Annotated in this window: 18 protein-coding genes and 1 pseudogene; 11 read left to right on the plus strand and 8 right to left on the minus strand. The window is 61.4% G+C overall.

The annotated features are described in order from the left end of the window. The first annotated feature begins 182 nt into the window (after positions 1-182). The 7 genes from M6D32_RS16015 to M6D32_RS16045 all read left to right on the plus strand — a co-directional run bounded on the left by M6D32_RS16015 (position 183) and on the right by M6D32_RS16045 (position 6,803). Positions 183-1,991 (plus strand): IlvD/Edd family dehydratase, encoded by a 1,809-nt coding sequence (locus M6D32_RS16015; protein ID WP_298257884.1) that lies wholly within the window; start codon positions 183-185, stop codon positions 1,989-1,991. Positions 1,992-2,097: 106 nt separating this feature from the next. After that, a complete protein-coding gene (locus tag M6D32_RS16020) occupies positions 2,098-2,832 on the plus strand; it encodes an SDR family oxidoreductase (RefSeq protein ID WP_298257886.1) in 735 nt (244 codons plus the stop codon). Positions 2,833-2,914: 82 nt separating this feature from the next. After that, positions 2,915-3,661: an SDR family NAD(P)-dependent oxidoreductase gene (locus M6D32_RS16025; protein WP_298257887.1), complete on the plus strand. Its 747-nt coding sequence runs from the start codon at positions 2,915-2,917 to the stop codon at positions 3,659-3,661. Positions 3,662-3,669: 8 nt separating this feature from the next. After that, positions 3,670-4,059 (plus strand): GFA family protein, encoded by a 390-nt coding sequence (locus M6D32_RS16030; protein WP_298257888.1) that lies wholly within the window; start codon positions 3,670-3,672, stop codon positions 4,057-4,059. A 116-nt stretch (positions 4,060-4,175) separates the two neighbouring features. Beyond that, on the plus strand, positions 4,176-4,856 hold the full coding sequence (locus M6D32_RS16035; protein WP_298257889.1) for a site-2 protease family protein: 681 nt from the start codon (positions 4,176-4,178) through the stop codon (positions 4,854-4,856). 199 nt (positions 4,857-5,055) lie between these two features. Next, positions 5,056-5,484, plus strand: coding sequence for a hypothetical protein (locus M6D32_RS16040; RefSeq protein WP_298257890.1), 429 nt, complete (start codon positions 5,056-5,058; stop codon positions 5,482-5,484). 95 nt (positions 5,485-5,579) lie between these two features. Further along, a complete protein-coding gene (locus tag M6D32_RS16045; protein ID WP_298257892.1) occupies positions 5,580-6,803 on the plus strand; it encodes an ABC transporter substrate-binding protein in 1,224 nt (407 codons plus the stop codon). Positions 6,804-7,018: 215 nt separating this feature from the next. On the opposite strand, the gene M6D32_RS16050 is transcribed toward M6D32_RS16045, so the two are convergent. The 4 genes from M6D32_RS16050 to M6D32_RS16065 form a co-directional block, all read right to left on the minus strand. Beyond that, positions 7,019-7,807 (minus strand): TonB family protein, encoded by a 789-nt coding sequence (locus M6D32_RS16050; protein WP_298257894.1) that lies wholly within the window; start codon positions 7,805-7,807, stop codon positions 7,019-7,021. Positions 7,808-7,811: 4 nt separating this feature from the next. After that, a complete protein-coding gene (gene exbD / locus M6D32_RS16055) occupies positions 7,812-8,282 on the minus strand; it encodes a TonB system transport protein ExbD (protein ID WP_298257896.1) in 471 nt (156 codons plus the stop codon). Between the two features lie 3 nt (positions 8,283-8,285). Then, positions 8,286-9,209, minus strand: a complete 924-nt coding sequence (gene exbB, locus M6D32_RS16060; RefSeq protein ID WP_298257897.1) for a tonB-system energizer ExbB — start codon at positions 9,207-9,209, stop codon at positions 8,286-8,288. A 219-nt stretch (positions 9,210-9,428) separates the two neighbouring features. After that, on the minus strand, positions 9,429-9,890 hold the full coding sequence (locus M6D32_RS16065) for a MarR family transcriptional regulator (RefSeq protein WP_298257899.1): 462 nt from the start codon (positions 9,888-9,890) through the stop codon (positions 9,429-9,431). Positions 9,891-10,037: 147 nt separating this feature from the next. Between M6D32_RS16065 and M6D32_RS16070 the strand changes: the two genes are divergently transcribed. The 3 genes and pseudogenes from M6D32_RS16070 (at position 10,038) to M6D32_RS16080 (ending at position 12,215) form a co-directional block, all read left to right on the plus strand. After that, entirely contained in the window at positions 10,038-11,204 is a 1,167-nt protein-coding gene (locus M6D32_RS16070; protein ID WP_298257901.1) for an efflux RND transporter periplasmic adaptor subunit, read from the plus strand. Next, positions 11,201-11,395 (plus strand): annotated as a pseudogene (locus M6D32_RS16075) (efflux RND transporter permease subunit); the annotation flags it as partial. The gene M6D32_RS16070 and the pseudogene M6D32_RS16075, both read left to right, overlap by 4 nt. Positions 11,396-11,651: 256 nt before the next feature. Continuing rightward, positions 11,652-12,215, plus strand: a complete 564-nt coding sequence (locus tag M6D32_RS16080; protein WP_298257903.1) for an invasion associated locus B family protein — start codon at positions 11,652-11,654, stop codon at positions 12,213-12,215. A gap of 24 nt (positions 12,216-12,239) precedes the next feature. On the opposite strand, the gene M6D32_RS16085 is transcribed toward M6D32_RS16080, so the two are convergent. From M6D32_RS16085 to M6D32_RS16095, 3 genes are read right to left on the minus strand one after another with little or no spacing between them, the layout of a single operon-like run. Continuing rightward, on the minus strand, positions 12,240-12,959 hold the full coding sequence (locus M6D32_RS16085; RefSeq protein WP_298257905.1) for an ABC transporter ATP-binding protein: 720 nt from the start codon (positions 12,957-12,959) through the stop codon (positions 12,240-12,242). Further along, entirely contained in the window at positions 12,956-13,723 is a 768-nt protein-coding gene (locus M6D32_RS16090; protein ID WP_298257907.1) for an ABC transporter ATP-binding protein, read from the minus strand. Before M6D32_RS16090 ends, M6D32_RS16085 begins: the two co-directional genes overlap by 4 nt. Next, positions 13,713-14,726, minus strand: a complete 1,014-nt coding sequence (locus tag M6D32_RS16095; RefSeq protein WP_298257909.1) for a branched-chain amino acid ABC transporter permease — start codon at positions 14,724-14,726, stop codon at positions 13,713-13,715. Before M6D32_RS16095 ends, M6D32_RS16090 begins: the two co-directional genes overlap by 11 nt. A 627-nt stretch (positions 14,727-15,353) precedes the next feature. Between M6D32_RS16095 and M6D32_RS16100 the strand changes: the two genes are divergently transcribed. Beyond that, entirely contained in the window at positions 15,354-15,743 is a 390-nt protein-coding gene (locus M6D32_RS16100) for a DoxX family protein (RefSeq protein ID WP_298257911.1), read from the plus strand. A gap of 99 nt (positions 15,744-15,842) precedes the next feature. On the opposite strand, the gene M6D32_RS16105 is transcribed toward M6D32_RS16100, so the two are convergent. After that, positions 15,843-16,967: an amidohydrolase family protein gene (locus tag M6D32_RS16105; RefSeq protein ID WP_298257913.1), complete on the minus strand. Its 1,125-nt coding sequence runs from the start codon at positions 16,965-16,967 to the stop codon at positions 15,843-15,845. Between the last annotated feature and the right edge of the window lie 234 nt (positions 16,968-17,201).

Raw genomic sequence — 17,201 nt, forward strand, 5'->3', positions numbered from 1 at the left:
ATGCCGACGGCCTCTGATTTAGTGGCGTCATATCAGACTTTTGCAACGATGTCCTTGGATCAAAGTCGTAGAAAATTGTCGCGGCTGCTCGCCGTTGCGGAGCGCAACTTGGCGTGCGAACATTGCGCGCCCAAAATGATGATTACGCACAAAAATAAGGCGCGTGCGCTGCGGGAGAAACCATGAACAAGCCGCTAACCGGCGTCAGAAGGCGCAAACTCCGTTCCACCGAGTGGTTCAACAACCCCCATAACCCCGGGATGACCGCGCTCTACCTTGAGCGTTATCTCAATTACGGCCTGACGCGGGAAGAACTGCAGTCCGGCAAGCCGATCATCGGTATTGCGCAGACCGGCAACGACCTGTCGCCCTGTAACCGGCACCACATCGAACTGGCGCATCGGGTCCGTGAGGGTATCAGGACCGCCGGCGGTATCGCGATGGAATTCCCGATGCACCCGATCCAGGAGACGGGCAAACGGCCGACCGCGGCATTGGACCGCAACCTCGCCTATCTCGGTCTGGTCGAAGTCCTGTTCGGCTACCCGCTGGACGGGGTGGTGTTGACGACGGGCTGCGACAAAACCACGCCAGCCTGCCTGATGGCCGCCGCGACCGTCAACCTGCCCGCAATCGTGCTGTCGGGCGGACCGATGCTGAACGGCTGGCACAACGGCCAGCGTACCGGATCCGGAACCGTGGTCTGGAAGGCCCGCGAGCAACTTGCTGCGGGCGAGATCGACTACGAACAGTTCATGACCATTGTGGCCTCCTCGGCGCCATCGGTCGGCCACTGCAACACCATGGGCACCGCCTCGACGATGAACGCGCTGGCCGAGGCGCTCGGCATGTCCCTGCCCGGCTGCGCGGCCATTCCCGCGCCCTATCGCGAACGCGGCCAGATCGCCTATGAGACCGGAAAGCGCATCGTCAACATGGTCTGGGAGGACCTGAAACCCTCCGACATCCTGACCCGACAGGCGTTTGAGAACTGCATCGTCGTCAACTCGGCGATCGGCGGCTCGACCAACGCGCCGATCCATATCAATGCGCTAGCCCGTCACATCGGAGTCGAGCTTTCGATCGACGACTGGCAGAAATTCGGCCACGACGTGCCGCTGCTCGTCAACATGCAGCCGGCCGGCTTCTATCTCGGCGAGGAATTCCATCGCGCTGGCGGCGTGCCCGCGGTGGTGCGCGAGTTGATGAAGGCCAAGCGGATTCACGAAGACGCCATCACCGTCAACGGCCATGCCATGGGCGACAATTGCCGCGAAGCGCCCAAGCCGGATGGCGACGTCGTCTTCAGTTATGACAAGCCTCTGGTGAAAGATGCAGGTTTCATCGTGCTGCGCGGCAATCTCTTCGATTCCGCGATCATGAAGACCAGCGTCATCTCAAAGGAATTCCGCGACCGTTATCTGATCAACCCGAAGGACCTGAACGCCTTCGAGGGCCGCGCCATCGTGTTCGAGGGTCCGGAGGATTATCACGAGCGAATTGACGATGCCTCACTCAACATCGACGAGCATTGCATCCTGTTCGTGCGCGGTGCCGGCCCGATCGGCTATCCCGGCGGCGCCGAGGTGGTAAACATGCAGCCGCCGGCAGCCCTGATCAAACGCGGCATCCTGGCCCTGCCCTGCATCGGCGACGGCCGGCAGTCCGGTACGTCGGGTTCGCCGTCGATCCTCAACGCTTCGCCGGAAGCCGCCGCCGGCGGCGGCCTCGCGATCCTGAGGACCGGCGACAAGGTTCGCATCGATCTCAACAAAGGCAGCGCCAATATCCTGATTTCCGACGACGAGTTGAAGAAGCGCCGTGCGGAGTTGAAGGCCAAAGGTGGCTTCCCCCATCCGCCAAACCAGACGCCATGGCAGGAGCTATATCGTTCGACCGTCGGCCAGCATTCGACCGGCGCCTGCATGGAGCTTGCCACGCGCTACCACAACGTCGCCGGCACTTTCGGCGTCGCCAGGGATAATCACTGAGACATCCGTCATTCCGGGATAGTCCGAAGGACTAGACCCGGAATCTCGAGATTCCGGGTTCGCGCTACGCGCGCCCCGGAATGACAAAAATAAAAAGGATGAAACCATGACCGACCGCCTCAAGGGCAAACGCGCATTCGTCACCGCGGCGGCAGCCGGCATCGGCCGTGCCTCGGCGATCGCATTCGCGCGCGAGGGCGCCAGCGTCTTTGCCACCGACATCGACGAGAAGGGATTGGCGAGCCTCGCCGCCGAGGGGGTCAAGGAAACGGCACGTCTCGATGCACGCGACAGCGCCGCGGTCGCCGCCATGGCCAGGCGGGTCGGCGCGGTCGACATCCTGCTGAATGCGGCTGGCTTCGTGCATCACGGCACGGTGCTCGACTGCTCCGACGAGGACTGGGACTTTTCCTTCGACCTCAACGTCAAATCGATGCACCGCACGATCCGAAGTTTCCTGCCGCCGATGCTGGAGCGTGGCGGCGGCGCGATCGTCAACATCTCCTCCGCTGCCGGAGTCTTCAAGGCCGCGCCCAACCGCTACGTCTACGGGGCGACCAAGGCGGCCGTCGCCGCGCTGACACGGGCGGTCGCAGCCGATTTCATCACGAGGGGCATTCGCTGCAATTGCATCTGCCCCGGCACCATCGAGACGCCCTCGATGCTCGGCCGTGCGGCCGCCGCCGGCCCCGGCGGGCGAGAGCAGTTTATCGCACGGCAGCCGATGGGGCGGCTCGGCACGGCCCAGGAGATTGCCTTGCTGGCGGTTTATCTCGCGAGCGATGAGAGCGCTTTCACCACCGGCGTCGCGCATGTCATCGATGGCGGCTGGACGCTGTAATCATCACCTCTCCCCGCCTCCCGGGAGAGCAGCGAACTTCAGGTCACCGACAGAATTGAATTCTGACGAAAGGACTTCCTCAATGAACAAGATCGACCTCAACGGGCGTTGCGCCATCGTCACCGGCGGAGCGCAAGGTTTTGGCCGCGCGATTGCCGAACGTTATATCGTCTCCGGCGCCAAGGTCGCGATCTGGGACAATGATCAAGCGCTGGCCGAAAAGACGGCCAGGGAAATCGGCACTGGCGTCAGCGCATTCAAGGTCGACGTGACCGACCTCGCCGCGGTCGAGAAAGCACGCGACGAAACGCTGAAGGCGCTCGGCAAGATCGATATCTTCGTCAACAATGCCGGCATCGCCGGCGTCAACAAGACCGTCTGGGAGACCGACTTCGAGGAGTGGCGCAAGGTGCTGCGCATCAATCTCGACGGTCCTTTCATCTGCTGCAAGGCGATCGCGCCGTCCATGGTCAAGCAGAACTACGGCCGGATCGTCAACATCGCCTCCATCGCCGGCAAGGAAGGCAATCCGAACGCCGCGCACTACTCGGCCTCGAAGGCCGGCCTGATCGCGCTCACCAAATCGCTCGGCAAGGAACTCGCCAAATACAACATCATGGTCAATGCGGTGACGCCGGCCGCGGCGAAGACCGCCATCTTCGACCAGATGACGCAGCAGCACATCGACTTCATGCTGTCGAAGATTCCGAAAAACCGCTTTGTTCTCGTCGAGGAACTCGCAGCCCTCGCGGCCTGGCTGGCCTCCGAAGACTGTTCGTTCTCGACCGGCGCGGTGTTCGACATTTCCGGCGGACGGGCGACTTACTAGGAATGTCTATGACACGCGAAGGCGGATGTCTCTGCGGCGCGGTTCGTTTCACATGCGAGGGCGACCCCCTCAACGTGCGCGTCTGCCACTGCCGCAATTGCCAGAAGGCGATGGGCTCGCCTTTTTTCGCGCGCGCGCTTTACGAGCAGCGCGCCATCACGGTCAAAGGCGATACCGGCCGCTACCCCTCCTCCGACCATCTCGATCGGGTCTTCTGCAAACAGTGCGGCACACGGCTGTTTTCCTGGCGCCGCAACGGCACTGCGGCCGGCGTTGCGCTCGCAACCTTCGACGACCGCAACGCCTTTGCGCCGACCGAGCACATCTGGGTGTCGGAAAAGATCGCCTGGGTCCGCCTGGACGACGGCCTCCCGCAATATCCCGAAGGTCCAATTTAGTATTTCGGTTACGATAAGCCCGTTCCGGGTATGATTAAGGCTGCCCGCCCGGGCACCAACACGCTTGCGGCGTGGTAAGCGTAAGGGAACCACGCCCGCCTTCCGGAATCGAGCCCGTGAACTTTACCCCCTACGCCCTCTCCGTCTGGATCCTGCCGCTCGTTTTTGCGATCACCTTTCACGAGGCCGCGCACGGCTTCGTTGCCCATCGCCTGGGAGACGACACCGCCTTTAATCTCGGCCGCGTCAGCTTCAACCCGGTCCGGCACATCGATCCCTTCGGCACGCTGATCATGCCGGCGATCCTCCTGATGTCGCATGCGCCATTTCTGTTCGGCTATGCCAAGCCGGTGCCGGTGAACTTTCGGGCGCTGCGCAATCCGCGGATCGGCATGATTCTCGTCGCGCTGGCGGGTCCCGCGACCAATATCGCGCTCGCGTTGATCGCGGCCGCAGCCTTCCACGGCGCGCGGCTGCTGCCGGAGAACTCCGCGCAGTGGGTGGCGGACAACTTGAAGAATGCGATTGTGATCAACGTCGTCCTCGCGATTTTCAATATGATGCCGATCCCGCCCCTCGACGGTGGCCGGGTCGCCGTCGGGCTGTTGCCGCGCGCTCTGGCGTTGCCGCTGGCCCGACTGGAACCGTTCGGGATGCTGATCCTGATCGGCATCCTGATCTTGCTTCCGCTGGCCGGTTCGCAGTTCGGTCTAAATCTTGATGTTATTTCAGCGATATTGCGAACAGCGACCGGTTATGTGATCCGGGCGATACTCTTCGTCACCGGAAATCGATAACCCAATAAGCCCCGCCGCCAAGAGCAGAGGTCAGTGCGGCGAATTTGAAGTTCCTATCAGCTTCGCGGCGAGTTCGTCATAGGAACTTCAAATTCAAGGCCGCACTGAAGAACAATAAGTTGCTAGAGCTCCTTTGATTCCGAAGTTCGCATCAGAGGCTGCCCCGATATCGTGCGAACTTCGGAATCGGAGCTCTAGTTTGATCAAAGCAGCCGACATGATGATCGCGCGACGCGCCGATACCAGAGCGAGAGCGGATTTCGCAACCTGGACCATGATGGCGAAGCTGAATGGAACTTCCTCCCTGCCGCCGGCGGCGCAGGCCTTCCTCGATCAATACAAGGCGCTCTTGAAGGAGAAGACCGAGGCCGAAGCCTCCGAGGCCGCGATCCAGCTCATCTATCAAAGCTACTATGAGGAGATGGGCGGCGCGGGCCAGGCTCCCGAAGTCAAACCGCGTTCGGCCAAGGCCAGCCAGGCGAGCGACAATGTCACCGCCTTTAAACGCCCGCCCCCGCAGCGGCCGCGGGCTGCCAGCGGGCAGCAGGCCAAGCCAAGACTGCCGGTCGCCCTGATCTTCATCGGTCTGGTCATCGTCTATACGGCTATCCAGTATTTCTTCCGCTGACGGCCGGGCCGGTTCGGCGCCTCGCCGCACTAGCCGACGCGCCAGAGGGCCGACATAATGGCTCCCGGAGAAAACCAAACGGGGGGAGCCGGAGAATGAAGCGATCAATTGCAACGCTCGTGCTTGCCGTTGGCCTGGGGTCAATGGGCAGTGCATTCGCGCAGGAAAAACTCGACAAGGTCGTGAAGGTCGGAGCGCTGGGCGATCAATCGGGCCTGTACCAGGATATCGGCGGACCGGGTTCGACGGTTGCCGCACAGATGGCGATCGAGGACTCCGGGCTTCTGGCCAAAGGCTGGAAGATCGACCTGATTTCCGGGGATCACCAGAACAAGCCGGACGTCGGCACCAACATCGCCAAGCAATGGATCGACGTCGAAAAGGTCGACGTGTTCGTCGATCTCGCGAGCTCTGGCGTTGGGCTGGCGGTCGCCAACCTCGCCAGAGAGAAAAACGTCGTCAACCTGAATTCGGGCTCGGCCTCTTCCGATCTCACCGGTTCGCAATGTTCGCCCAACACGGTACACTGGGTCTACGACACCTACATGCTCGCGAACGGCACCGGCAAGGCGCTGGTGAAATCGGGCGGCGACACGTGGTTCTTCCTGACCGCGGACTATGCGTTCGGACACGCGCTCGAGCGCGACACCAGCGCCGTCATCGTCGCGAATGGCGGCAAGGTGCTGGGTAGCGCCAAGCACCCGCTCAACACCGCCGACTTCTCTTCCTTCCTGCTGCAAGCGCAAAGCTCGAAGGCAAAGGTCGTCGGCCTTGCCAATGCCGGCGGCGACACCACCAACGCCATCAAGCAGGCGGCTGAATTCGGCATCGTCGCCGGTGGCCAGAAACTTGCGGGCATGCTGCTGTTCATCACCGACATCAATGCGCTCGGCCTGAATGTCGCGAACGGCCTGAATTTCACCGAGACCTTCTACTGGGACATGAACGACGGGACGCGGGCCTTCAGCAAGCGCTTCATGCAACGCTTCAAGAAGAATCCACCGACCATGGTACAGGCCGGCGTTTATTCGTCGTTGATCCATTACTTCAAGGCGCTTGAGGCGCTCGGCGGCAATCCGCATGACGGCGTCAAGGTCGTCAACAAGATGAAGGAACTGCCGACCGACGATCCCCTGTTCGGCAAGGGCTACATCCGGGCCGACGGCCGCAAGATTCACCCCGCTTATCTGTTCGAGGTGAAGAAGCCTTCGGAATCGAAATACGCCTGGGATTATTACAAGCTTGTCGCCACCATCCCGGCGGACGAAGCCTTCCTGCCGCTCGACAAGAGCGTCTGCCCGCTGGTGAAGAAGAAATAACGGAGAGGCGTCAGTCGAAACAAAATGCCGGCGGGACTAGTGTAGCGACCCTGACGTTCCTTTCAGGGTCACAGCAAATTCTCGGAAGGAACGTCAGGGTCAAAGCTACACTAGCATTATCTTGTTGCTAGTGTCCCTTAGGTTCTGACATTCGTAAAAGTGCCCGCTGCGATAGCGTACGAATGTCAGAACCGGGACACTAGTCGCCGGCATTTTCATTTCTTGCCTTTGAAATCGACATCCAGGTTGTAGCTGAAGGTGTCGTCCGTGAGCGCCGCCGGCGGGCGTGGCACCGGATCGGAACGGCGGATCATGTCGAGCGCGGCTTCGTCGAAAAGCGCATCGCCCGAGGATTGGGCGACCGCGAGCGATACAACCTGGCCCAGGCGGTTGAGCACAAGGCTCACCTTGACCTTCGCAGCGTGGATTTTGTCGGTCTTCGGGTAGCGCTTGTGCAACTCGAAATAGGCGCTGATCTGCTTTGCCCACTTGGCTGTGAGCATTTGCTTGTCCTTGCCGATCCCGATGTTCGGCGCCGCCGTGGCGTCGGCCTCTCGGGCATTGTCGAGCCGTTGCCGCGCGGTTGCCTCCTGCGCCACCGATTCCTGCGACGCCGCGGTTTGCACGGCTTCCGTCTTCGGCTGGTCTTCCGTGGGCTTTTTCTGCTCGTTCTGCGTCACGACGCGATCGGGATCTTCGCTCTCCTTGGGCGTCTCTTTCGGCAGATCGGTCGGCTTCACCTCGGCCTTCTGCTCGGCGAGCGCGGGCGATGCCGCAGAAGCGTCGGCATCTGGGCCCGGGGGCAGGTCGACGTCTTCCGCCGTCGGTGACGCCAACTCGACGGCGATATCGGTGACGTTCGCGCCCAGCCCGTCGGAATCTTCGCTCGGGTGCAAATGCGCCAACGCGAGCGCTGCGCCGGCGACATGCAGGGAGATCGCGGCCACCGCCGCAATCGTCCAGAGCCGCCAGGACGGCCGTTGCTCCTGCATCACGTCGCTCATGGCGTTATGGTCTTGCAACTCCAGGCGCCGGCGATGGAGACGCCGGATCGGAAACGCCTTCCAGCGTCACCAGTTTCATCCGGTAATTTCCCCGCCGCAACAGTTCCAGCACGTCCATCAAGTCGCCATAAGCCACGGCGCGGTCGGCCCGCACGAACACCAGACGCTCGGGGTTGGTCTCCGCGGCAGCATCAAGCGTCGAGATCAGCTCGGCGCGTTTGACCGTCTTTTCACCGATGGCGAGCGACAGGTCCGGCTTGATGCTGACATAGGTCGGCTTGTCGGGCTTCTTTTGCGGCGTTGCAGTCGAGGTCGGCAGATCGATCGGGAGGTCGACCGTCGACAACGGCGCCGCCACCATGAAGATGATCAAAAGAACGAGGATGACGTCGATGAATGGCGTGACGTTGATGTCATGCGTCTCGCCGAAATCGGCATCATCATCGAGGTCGGTATCGGCGAGCGAGACGCCCATGCCCTACTCCGCTGCCCGCGAGTTGATGCGGCCCGGCGGGCTGACATGGGTGCGGTCGAGATCGCGCGACAGCAGCCTTCCGGCCGCGCCCGAGGAACGGTTGACCTGCTCAAGGTAACCTTTCGTCACGCGCGCGAAATGATTGTAGATGATGACCGCCGGAATGGCGGCGACCAGACCAAATGCGGTCGCAAGCAGCGCTTCGGCAATGCCGGGTGCGACGACCGCGAGGTTGGTCGTCTGCGACTTCGAAATGCCGATGAAGCTGTTCATGATGCCCCAGACGGTGCCGAACAGTCCGACAAACGGCGAGGTCGCGCCGATGGTGGCGAGCAAGCCCATGCCGAGCCGGATCCGGCGCGCTTCCGCGCGCACGATGTCGGCAAAACTCGATGCCGCCCGCTCCTTCACGCCCGCGTCGCTGGAAATGCCCGCCGACAAGCGCGCTTCACGCATGGCGGCCGAGAGCAACGCGGACAAGATGGTGCCTTTGGAGCCCAGCGCAAATTGCGCCTCCGCCAGCGACCGTGAATCCGCGATCTTGGTGAGCGCACCATGCAAGTTGCGCCGAACGAACGACAGCTCGATCATTTTTGCGATGAAGATCGTCCAGGTCACGAGCGAGGCGAAAGCGAGCCCGATCATCACCGCCTTGACGATGATGTCGGCCGCAAGAAACATCGACCACGGCGAAAGCTCATGCAGCGTGACCGGCATGGCCCTTGGCGTCCTGACGGCATCGGCGGCCGCGGCTTGATCGGCGGAAGCCGCCGGAGCGACGACCGGCGTGTTGGGCTGCGTGGCTGGCGCCGAAGTACCGGCTGAGATTTTCGGATCCGATCCAGCCGTCGTCTGTTGGGCGAACGCAACCGTCCCCATCGACACGAATATCAGTACAACGCCAACCTTGAGAACGCTTCTACACATACCGCGGCTTCCCGGATTTCAGTCTGTACTGACTGCTTCAAGTGCATTTCCGTCACGGCGTCGAGTAGTTAGCGCGTGAGTTAGACAAATTCCATTTGGGCTCGGGAATTGTCCCGATGGTTTCGGGATATTGTCCCGATCGCGGACCTTGAAGCGCCTGACTGTGGCGCGTGTGTGCCGCGAAATGCGAAAACGAGCAATGGTCGAGGACTTCAGAGATCACTCGGCGGCGACGTGGCCGGCGGGACCGGCCAAGGTTTTGATCCGGTCCTTGACGTCGCGCAATGCCTTGAGACTCGTTTCGAGGGTTGCCGTCGGCACCCCGTGCAACACATCCGTTGCAATGGCATCGCGCAGGCTATCGAGATCGTCGGCGAGTTGGCGCCCGGCCGGTGTCAGAAACAGACGGTTGGCCCGCCGATCCCTGGGATCGCTGCGGCGCTCGACGAGACCGTGCTCGACCAGCCGATCCAGTAACCGCACCAGCGAAATCGGCTGCAATTCCAGCACATCCGCCAGATCCACCTGCGACATGCCCTCCTGTTCGCGCAAGCGAAACAGCACGATCCACTGCGCTCGCGTGGTGCCGCGGCTCTTGGCGCGGTGGTCGATGTAGTTTCGCAAAAGTCGGGAAGTTTCGACCAGTTGCGAGACGATCTGCTTCTTCAGGTCGAGCGACATTGGCCCTGGCGACCCCAGATTGACAAATGCTTAGAGTTCTCAAGCTATAGTGTGTTTACACATTAAGTGCACGCGTATTATATCTGGCGCGTCTATGCTCTCCAGGCAAGACTCGCTACTTTTATTTTTTTAAGTCTGAAGGCCGACATGAACAAATCGCGGGCAACGCGTTGGATTTTGCTGGCCCTGGTCGTCGCTGGGCTCGGATATTACGGCTGGCAGCGCTTCCATGGCGAACATCAGGAAACGGCTAACGGAACGCAGAAAGGGTCCAGGAGCGCGGTGCGGGTCAGCGTCGCCACCGCCGAAAAAGCGGATTTTCCAGTTTACCTGACAGGCCTTGGGACGGTGCAGGCGTTTAATAGCGTGCTGGTCCGCCCCCGTGTCGACGGGCAGATCGACAAGATCGCCTTCACCGAAGGCCAGCTCGTGAAGCAAGGTGACTTGCTCACCGAGATCGATCCCCGTCCCTATCAAGCCGCGCTCGACCAGGCCAAGGCCAAGAAGGAGCAGGACGAGGCCAACCTCGCCAATGCCAATCTGGACCTGCAGCGCTACATCAAGCTTGGCGAGTTCGCGACCCGCCAACAGCTCGATACGCAGCACTCCGCGGTATCGCAGCTGACGGCGCAGATCGCAGCCGATGCCGCCGCCATCTCAAACGCACAAACCCAGCTCGACTACACCCAGATCAGCGCGCCGATCTCCGGCGTCGTCGGTCTTCGACTGGTCGACATCGGCAATATCGTCAATGCCTCGCAGCAGACCGGCATCGTCACGATTGCGCAGATCGAGCCGATCGCAGTGATCTTCACCGCACCCGAAAACCAGTTGCCGGACATCAAGGATGCACAAGGCGCAACGCCGCTCAAAACCATTGCGTTGACGACCGACGGCAACAGGCCGCTTGCGGAAGGCAAGCTCGCGGTGGTCAACAATCAGGTCGATTCCACCAGCGGCACCATCCGCCTCAAGGCCGTTTTCGACAACAAGGACCACGCTTTGTGGCCGGGGCAATCGGTCTCCACCCGGCTTCTCATCCGGACGCTGAAGGGAGCGACGGTGGTGCCTGATCAAGCCATCCAGCACGGCACCCAGGGTCTTTACGTTTTCACCGTCGACCAGAACAACAAGGCCGAACTCCGCAAAGTGAAGGTCAGCCAGTCGATCGACGGCAATTCCGTGATCGAAGAAGGCGTGTCGCCCGGCGAGCGGGTCATCACCGCCGGCCAGTTCAAGGTTGCGCCGGGCACGCTTGTCAGCACAGCCATCGCGAGTTCGGATTCGGAACAACCGAAGGCGAAGCCGGAATGAGCGAGGGTATTCACGAGGGGATCTCCGCCCCCTTCATCAAATACCCGATCGGCACCTCGCTGATGATGGCTGGCATTCTGTTTGTCGGCCTCGTCGCCTATCCCCTGCTGCCCGTCGCGCCGCTGCCGCAGGTCGACTTCCCGACGATCCAGATCACCGCGCAGTTGCCCGGCGCAAGCCCCGAAACCCTCGTGGAGCGGATTTGACGTTCGTTTCAATTTCGCCGCAATCAGAGCCCTAGTGCCCACTTTCCGCAGTTCGTGTTACTCCTCAGCACGCACCTTTCACGAACTTCGGAAAGTTCTGGGCACTAGCAAATCTATGATTCTAGTGCCGCTTTACTATTTGACGTTCCTGGATCGAATTTGCCGCTTGTGGTGCAGGAACGTCAAATAGGCGGCACTAGTCCGCCGATCGGCGTGCAAAATCTTTTCCGGAGACCGGTCGGTGAAATCAGCAAGACTTGCAATCATTGTCGCCCTCGCCGTGCCGGCCGCAACGGGGGCTTGTTTTGCCCAAGGCCCCAGGGAAACGGCCAAGGCCAAGGGCCAACCCCAAATCCCGTTGCCGATGCCTTCACCCTCCGCCACACCCGCGCCGGCGCAGCCCGGCTGGGTCGCGCGCTGCTCCAGCCCGAGCCGTGATGCGCCGCTCGAATGCGCGATGGAGCAGAGCGCGGTCCTCACCAAGACCGGGCAGCTGGTCGCGCTGGTCAATATCCGAGTGCCCGGAGATACCCGGGCGCCGGTCGCGCTGGTGCAGCTGCCACTCGGCCTCAATCTGCAAGCTGGTGCAAAACTTCAGGTCGACGAGGGCAAGGGCGTCGATCTTCCGGTCCAGACCTGCGAGAATAGAGGCTGCTATGCGAGTGTGCCGATCTCTCCTGACATGCTCAATGCGATGAGAGCGGGCAAGCAGCTGAAAGTCCTTTTCCAGGACCTCGCAAAGGAAACGATTGCTATCCCGATGTCGCTCGCCGATTTCACCGCGACCTACGACAAGATCAAATAAACCGCTCCCGCTGAATGCGCGTTGCTAGCCGATCCCGAGATAGGCCTTCTGCACCTGCGGATCGTTGGCGAGATCGGCAGCCTTGCCTGATAACACGCTCTTGCCGACCTGAAGGACGGTCGCGAAGTCGGAGACTTCGAGGGCGAGTTCGATCGACTGCTCGGCCAGCAGTATCGTCAGTCCTTCCCGATGCAGCCGGCCGAAAGTGTCGTACATGGCTTCTACCACCGCCGGCGCAAGGCCGAGCGAAGGCTCGTCCAGCATCAGAAGTTTTGGATCGCTCATCAAGGCGCGTCCGACCGCGAGCATCTGGCGCTCGCCGCCCGACATGGTGCCAGCACGCTGGTTGCGGCGTTCTGCCAGCCTCGGAAAGATATCGTAGACCCGATCGAGCAGCGTTGCGGCGCGCCGCTTGTCATGCAACGGGGTAGCTCCGAGCTTCAGATTCTTCTCGACGCTTTGCTGGACGAACAGACGCCACCCTTCCGGCGACAACGCGAGCCCGTCGCGCACGATCGAAAAGGCGCTCCGTCTGCCGATCGGCTGCCCGCGAAATTCGATCGAGCCGGCATGCAGTGGGATCAGGCCGGCGATGGCATTGAGAACGGTCGTCTTGCCGCCTCCGTTCGATCCGAGCAGTGCGACCACACTGCCCTCCGGCACATCGAGCGAAACGTCGGAAACACCGATCAGATCGCCATAGCGAACTTCCAAATGCTCGATCCGCAGCAAGGGAGCCGTCATGGTGTTGGCCCGCCCATGAGCTCAATAGGCGTATGAGATGCAGCTGCCTTGGCAGCGCGCTTGCCGAGATAGGCCTCGATCACGGTGGGGTTGGAGGTGACCTCGCGCGGGCTGCCGCGTGCGATCTCACGGCCCTGGTGAAACACCAGGACCCGCGTCGCCAGCGACATGATCACTTCCATGATGTGCTCGACGATCACGAGCGTGACGCCAGAACTGTGGATGTCGCGCACCAGATCAATCGCCAACTGCACCTCGCGCTGCGTCAGCCCGGCCATCGCCTCGTCCAGCAAGAGCACCTTGGGTTCGGTCGCAAGCGCGCGGGCGATTTCGAGCCGCTTGCGGCCCGGCGTTCCCAGCGATCGCGCCGGCGTCGCCGCCAACTGGCCCATGCCGACGCGTTCCAGCACCCCTCGCGCGCGTGCTTCGGCCTCCGACGCGCGGGAAGTTCGAAGAAACGCACCGATCATGACGTTCTCAAGGACCGACATGCCTTCGAAGGTTTGCGGCACTTGAAAGGTGCGCGCCAGTCCGAGCCGCGCACGGGCTTCGGGCGCCAGCGAAGTGATGTCGTGACCGTCGAACAGTACCTTTCCCGAGGTCGAGACGAGATCGCCCGTGAGGCAGTTGAAGAAGGTGGATTTGCCGGCGCCGTTCGGTCCGATCAGGCCGAGAATGTCCCCCTCGCCCACCGTGACCGAGGCGTTGTCGACGGCCTTGAAGCTGCCGAACGTCTTGGTGATCTCGCGCGCCTCAAGGAGCATGGGCGGCGCCTTTCGAGGCAGCCTCGGCCGTCTTGCGCGCGGCGGTCCAGCGCAACCAGTACCGCTGCGCCAGCGCGAGTACGCCGCCGGGCTGGAAGCGTGCGATCAGAACGATGATCGCACCGTACACGACAAAGGTCAGGCCGGCGCCTTTGCCGCCCAACACGCTGTTGGAAATCTCTTCCAGCGGCACGAGGATCGCAGCGCCCACCAGCGGTCCGAACAACAGACCGGCGCCGCCAAGCGCCGCCATGATCAGGATCTTCACCGAGATCAGAAGGCCGAGGCCGGATTCAGGATCGACGAAACCGAACATCATCGCATAGAGCGCGCCGGCGACGCTGGTGAGGCCGGCGCTCAGCATGAAGGCATAAAGCTTGGTGCGGGTGGCGGGCGCGCCGAGCGAACGGGCCGCACGTTCGGAATCGCGGATGGCGCGCAAATAAAATCCCATCCGGCTGTTGTTCATCCACCAGGTGATCGCCAGCGTTGCCGAGAGCATCGCGAGGAACAGGTAGTAATACGGCAGCGCCGAAATGAACGAGAGATCGAACACGTTCCGCGGCACCGTGGGCCCGCTCAGGCCGATTCCCGCCCCGAGATACGGCGTGTTGGTGACGATCAGCCTGAAAAGCTCGGCGACCGCAATCGTTGCCATGCTGAAATAGTGCCCGGACAGCCGTAGTGTCGGCACACCGATGATGGCCGCTATCCCGGCGCTCGCCAAGATGCCGATCGGGATGCCCAATAGCGGCGACCATCCGAAATGCGCATATGCGCCCATGGCGGCGTAGGCGCCGCAGCCGAAGAAAACGACGTGACCGACCGAAACCTGGCCGGCGTAACCACCGACGACGTTCCAGGCCGAGGCGGCAATCGCATAGAGCAACACCAGCGCACCGAGCCGCTGTTGGAATGGCGTTGAGAACAGCAGCGGATAAGCGACGATGACAGAGAGCAGCACCGAGAGCCAGACTAGCGCCGCCCATTTGAAGTTCCTCACCACCAGAAGCAAACTCCGTTCAGGAACTTCAAATGGAAAAGCGGCGCTAGAATTGTTATCGATTTGCTAGTGCCCATAACTTTCCGAAGTTCGTGAAAGGTGCGCGCTGAAGTGTAACACGAACTTCGGAAAGTGGGCCCTAGTGCGGCGAATTTGAAGTTCCTATCAGTTTCGCCGCAAGTTCGTCATAGGAACTTCAAATTCAAAAGCCGCACTAGAATCATAGTCTTGCTAGAGCTCCTTTGATTCCGAAGTTCGCATCAGAGGTTGCCCCGTTAGCTGGCGAACTTCGGAATCGGAGCTCTAGTGCGGCCTGTTTGAAATTTCTGCACCAGAAACGGTCGTACATGAACTTCGGAAAGCGAGCACTTGTGAGCATATAGGGACTGTCGGACCCGATAGCAATCTTCGAGGGCGGACCAGGTGCGGTTTCCGTCGCTTCGGCCGGCGTGCGTAACGGCCTTGCTTGCGCCGCAACGGGGTGACGTTCGAAGCAAGATGTTGTGAATCAGACACTTGGGTGCAGCGCGAAGGCGTTTCCCACGGCCTGCCGCGCGGGCTATGGTAGCCGGCCATGGGGTGGGGTGCCTTTCCAACATTCGAAATCCAGCTTGGGGAGTTTGATCGATGTCGTCACTTGATCGCTTAAGCAAGTATACGCCCGAGATGCTCAGCATCGCCCGCATCGTCATCGGGCTGTTGTTTCTCGAACACGGGCTCTCAAAGCTGCTCGACTTTCCGCACGGGCCGGTTCAACCCGCGATTGGCTCGCTGATCGGGATTCAGGGCATCATCGAGATTGTTGGCGGCGTGCTGTTTGCAATCGGCTTTTTGACGCGCCCGGTTGCCTTCATTCTCGCCGGCGACATGGCGGTCGCCTATTTCAAGGTGCATGCGGCAAAGGGCTTCTTCCCGATGCTCAATGGCGGCGATGCGGCCATTCTCTATTGCTTCGTCTTCCTGATCTATTTCTTCGCCGGGCCCGGCCGCTGGGCCGTGGATGGCTCGGGGAAGTAGCTATACGCCACAACAGCTATGTCGTCCCTGCTTTCGAACGCGCGGGGACGACAGCCGGAAAAACCTCCCGCCCGCTGCTCTCGCGCGCCTCCAAAAACCTCACGTGCTCAGCCGCGGCAGCAGCTTCACCGCGTTGCCGCGTTCGATGCCCATCAATTGCGCATCGGAGAACAGGCCGCAGCTTCGCAAGCCCTTCACGTGGTCGATGCCGGTGCGGTAGGGGAAATCGGTGCCGAGCACGATTTGCGAGGGCGGGATGATGGCGGTCAGTGCCGACATCGACGCCTTGTTCGCGGTTTGCGCGGTGTCGTAATAGAAACGCGTCAGTTCGGCCAGCGCGCCATCGGGCACTGCCGGCTTGAATTTGGCGTCGATCTTCGGCTGGCCGATGAAGCGCTCGATCAAAAACGGCATGGTGCCGCCGGCGTGCGAGAAGATCCACTTGATGTCGCGGAACCGCGAGGCATTGCCGGAGAACACGATATCGCCGATGGTGCGCGTGGTGTCGGTGCCCCATTCGACCAGCGTCGGCGGCTCGGTCGTCAAGAGGTTGACGCAACAATCCGCGGTCGTCGGATGGGTATAGACGACGCATTTGCGCCGGTTGAGCTCCTCCATCACGGCTAAGAACGACGGATGGCCGAGCCATTTGTCGTGATAGCTGGTGAGCAGCCCGATGCCGTCGGCCTTGAGCGTGTCGAGCGCGTATTCGATTTCCTTTAGAGACCCTTCGGTGTCGGTGAGCGGGATCATCGCGAACGAGCCGAAGCGGCCGGGATGATCTGATATCAGCTTCGCGGCATATTCGTTGCTCTCGCGGCAAAGCTTGCGGGCGGTGTCGCCGGAGGTGAAGTTCACGCCGGGCTGCGTCACCGAGAGCATGGAGACCTGGATGCCGGCCGCATCCATGTCGGCGAGCGACTTTTCCGGCGTCCACTTGATTTGCGGAGGGCTGCCGAGATGATCTTCGACGATGGCCTGGATATAGCTCGGCGGCGACAGATGATGGTGAACGTCGACACGATATGGCTTTTCGTTCGCCGCCTGCGCGAAGGCTCGCGAGCCGCCCACGCCGGTTGCCGCCAGCGCAGCAGCGCCCGCCACGAATCGGCGCCGGCTTAAAGCCCGTGACGTCAGCGACAACGTGTCGCCGCATCCGCAGGCGCAACCGCGCATCAGCATGCGCCTTTTGCCTTCGCCCGATTGACCCTCCTTGTGGCGCATGAAGTTTTCTCCCCGTCCCGGTCCGCTCTTCGGGACTTCTCGATCAAGACCGTCACACCTTAGCGATGTTGGTATGCCAGACAATAGCGGTCGCCTTCACGTCATCCTCGGACAAGTCGCCTTTGCAAGGCGGTTTTGCGCGCAGATGCGCGAGATTCTGGTCAAGCGTGCAGAGTTCTTGAGTGTCGTGCTGCATCGCACTGCACGCGTTGTAAAAGAATGTTGATGTCCGCC

Source organism: Bradyrhizobium sp., assembly GCF_027307225.1.
In the GTDB taxonomy this organism is placed as follows: domain Bacteria; phylum Pseudomonadota; class Alphaproteobacteria; order Rhizobiales; family Xanthobacteraceae; genus Bradyrhizobium.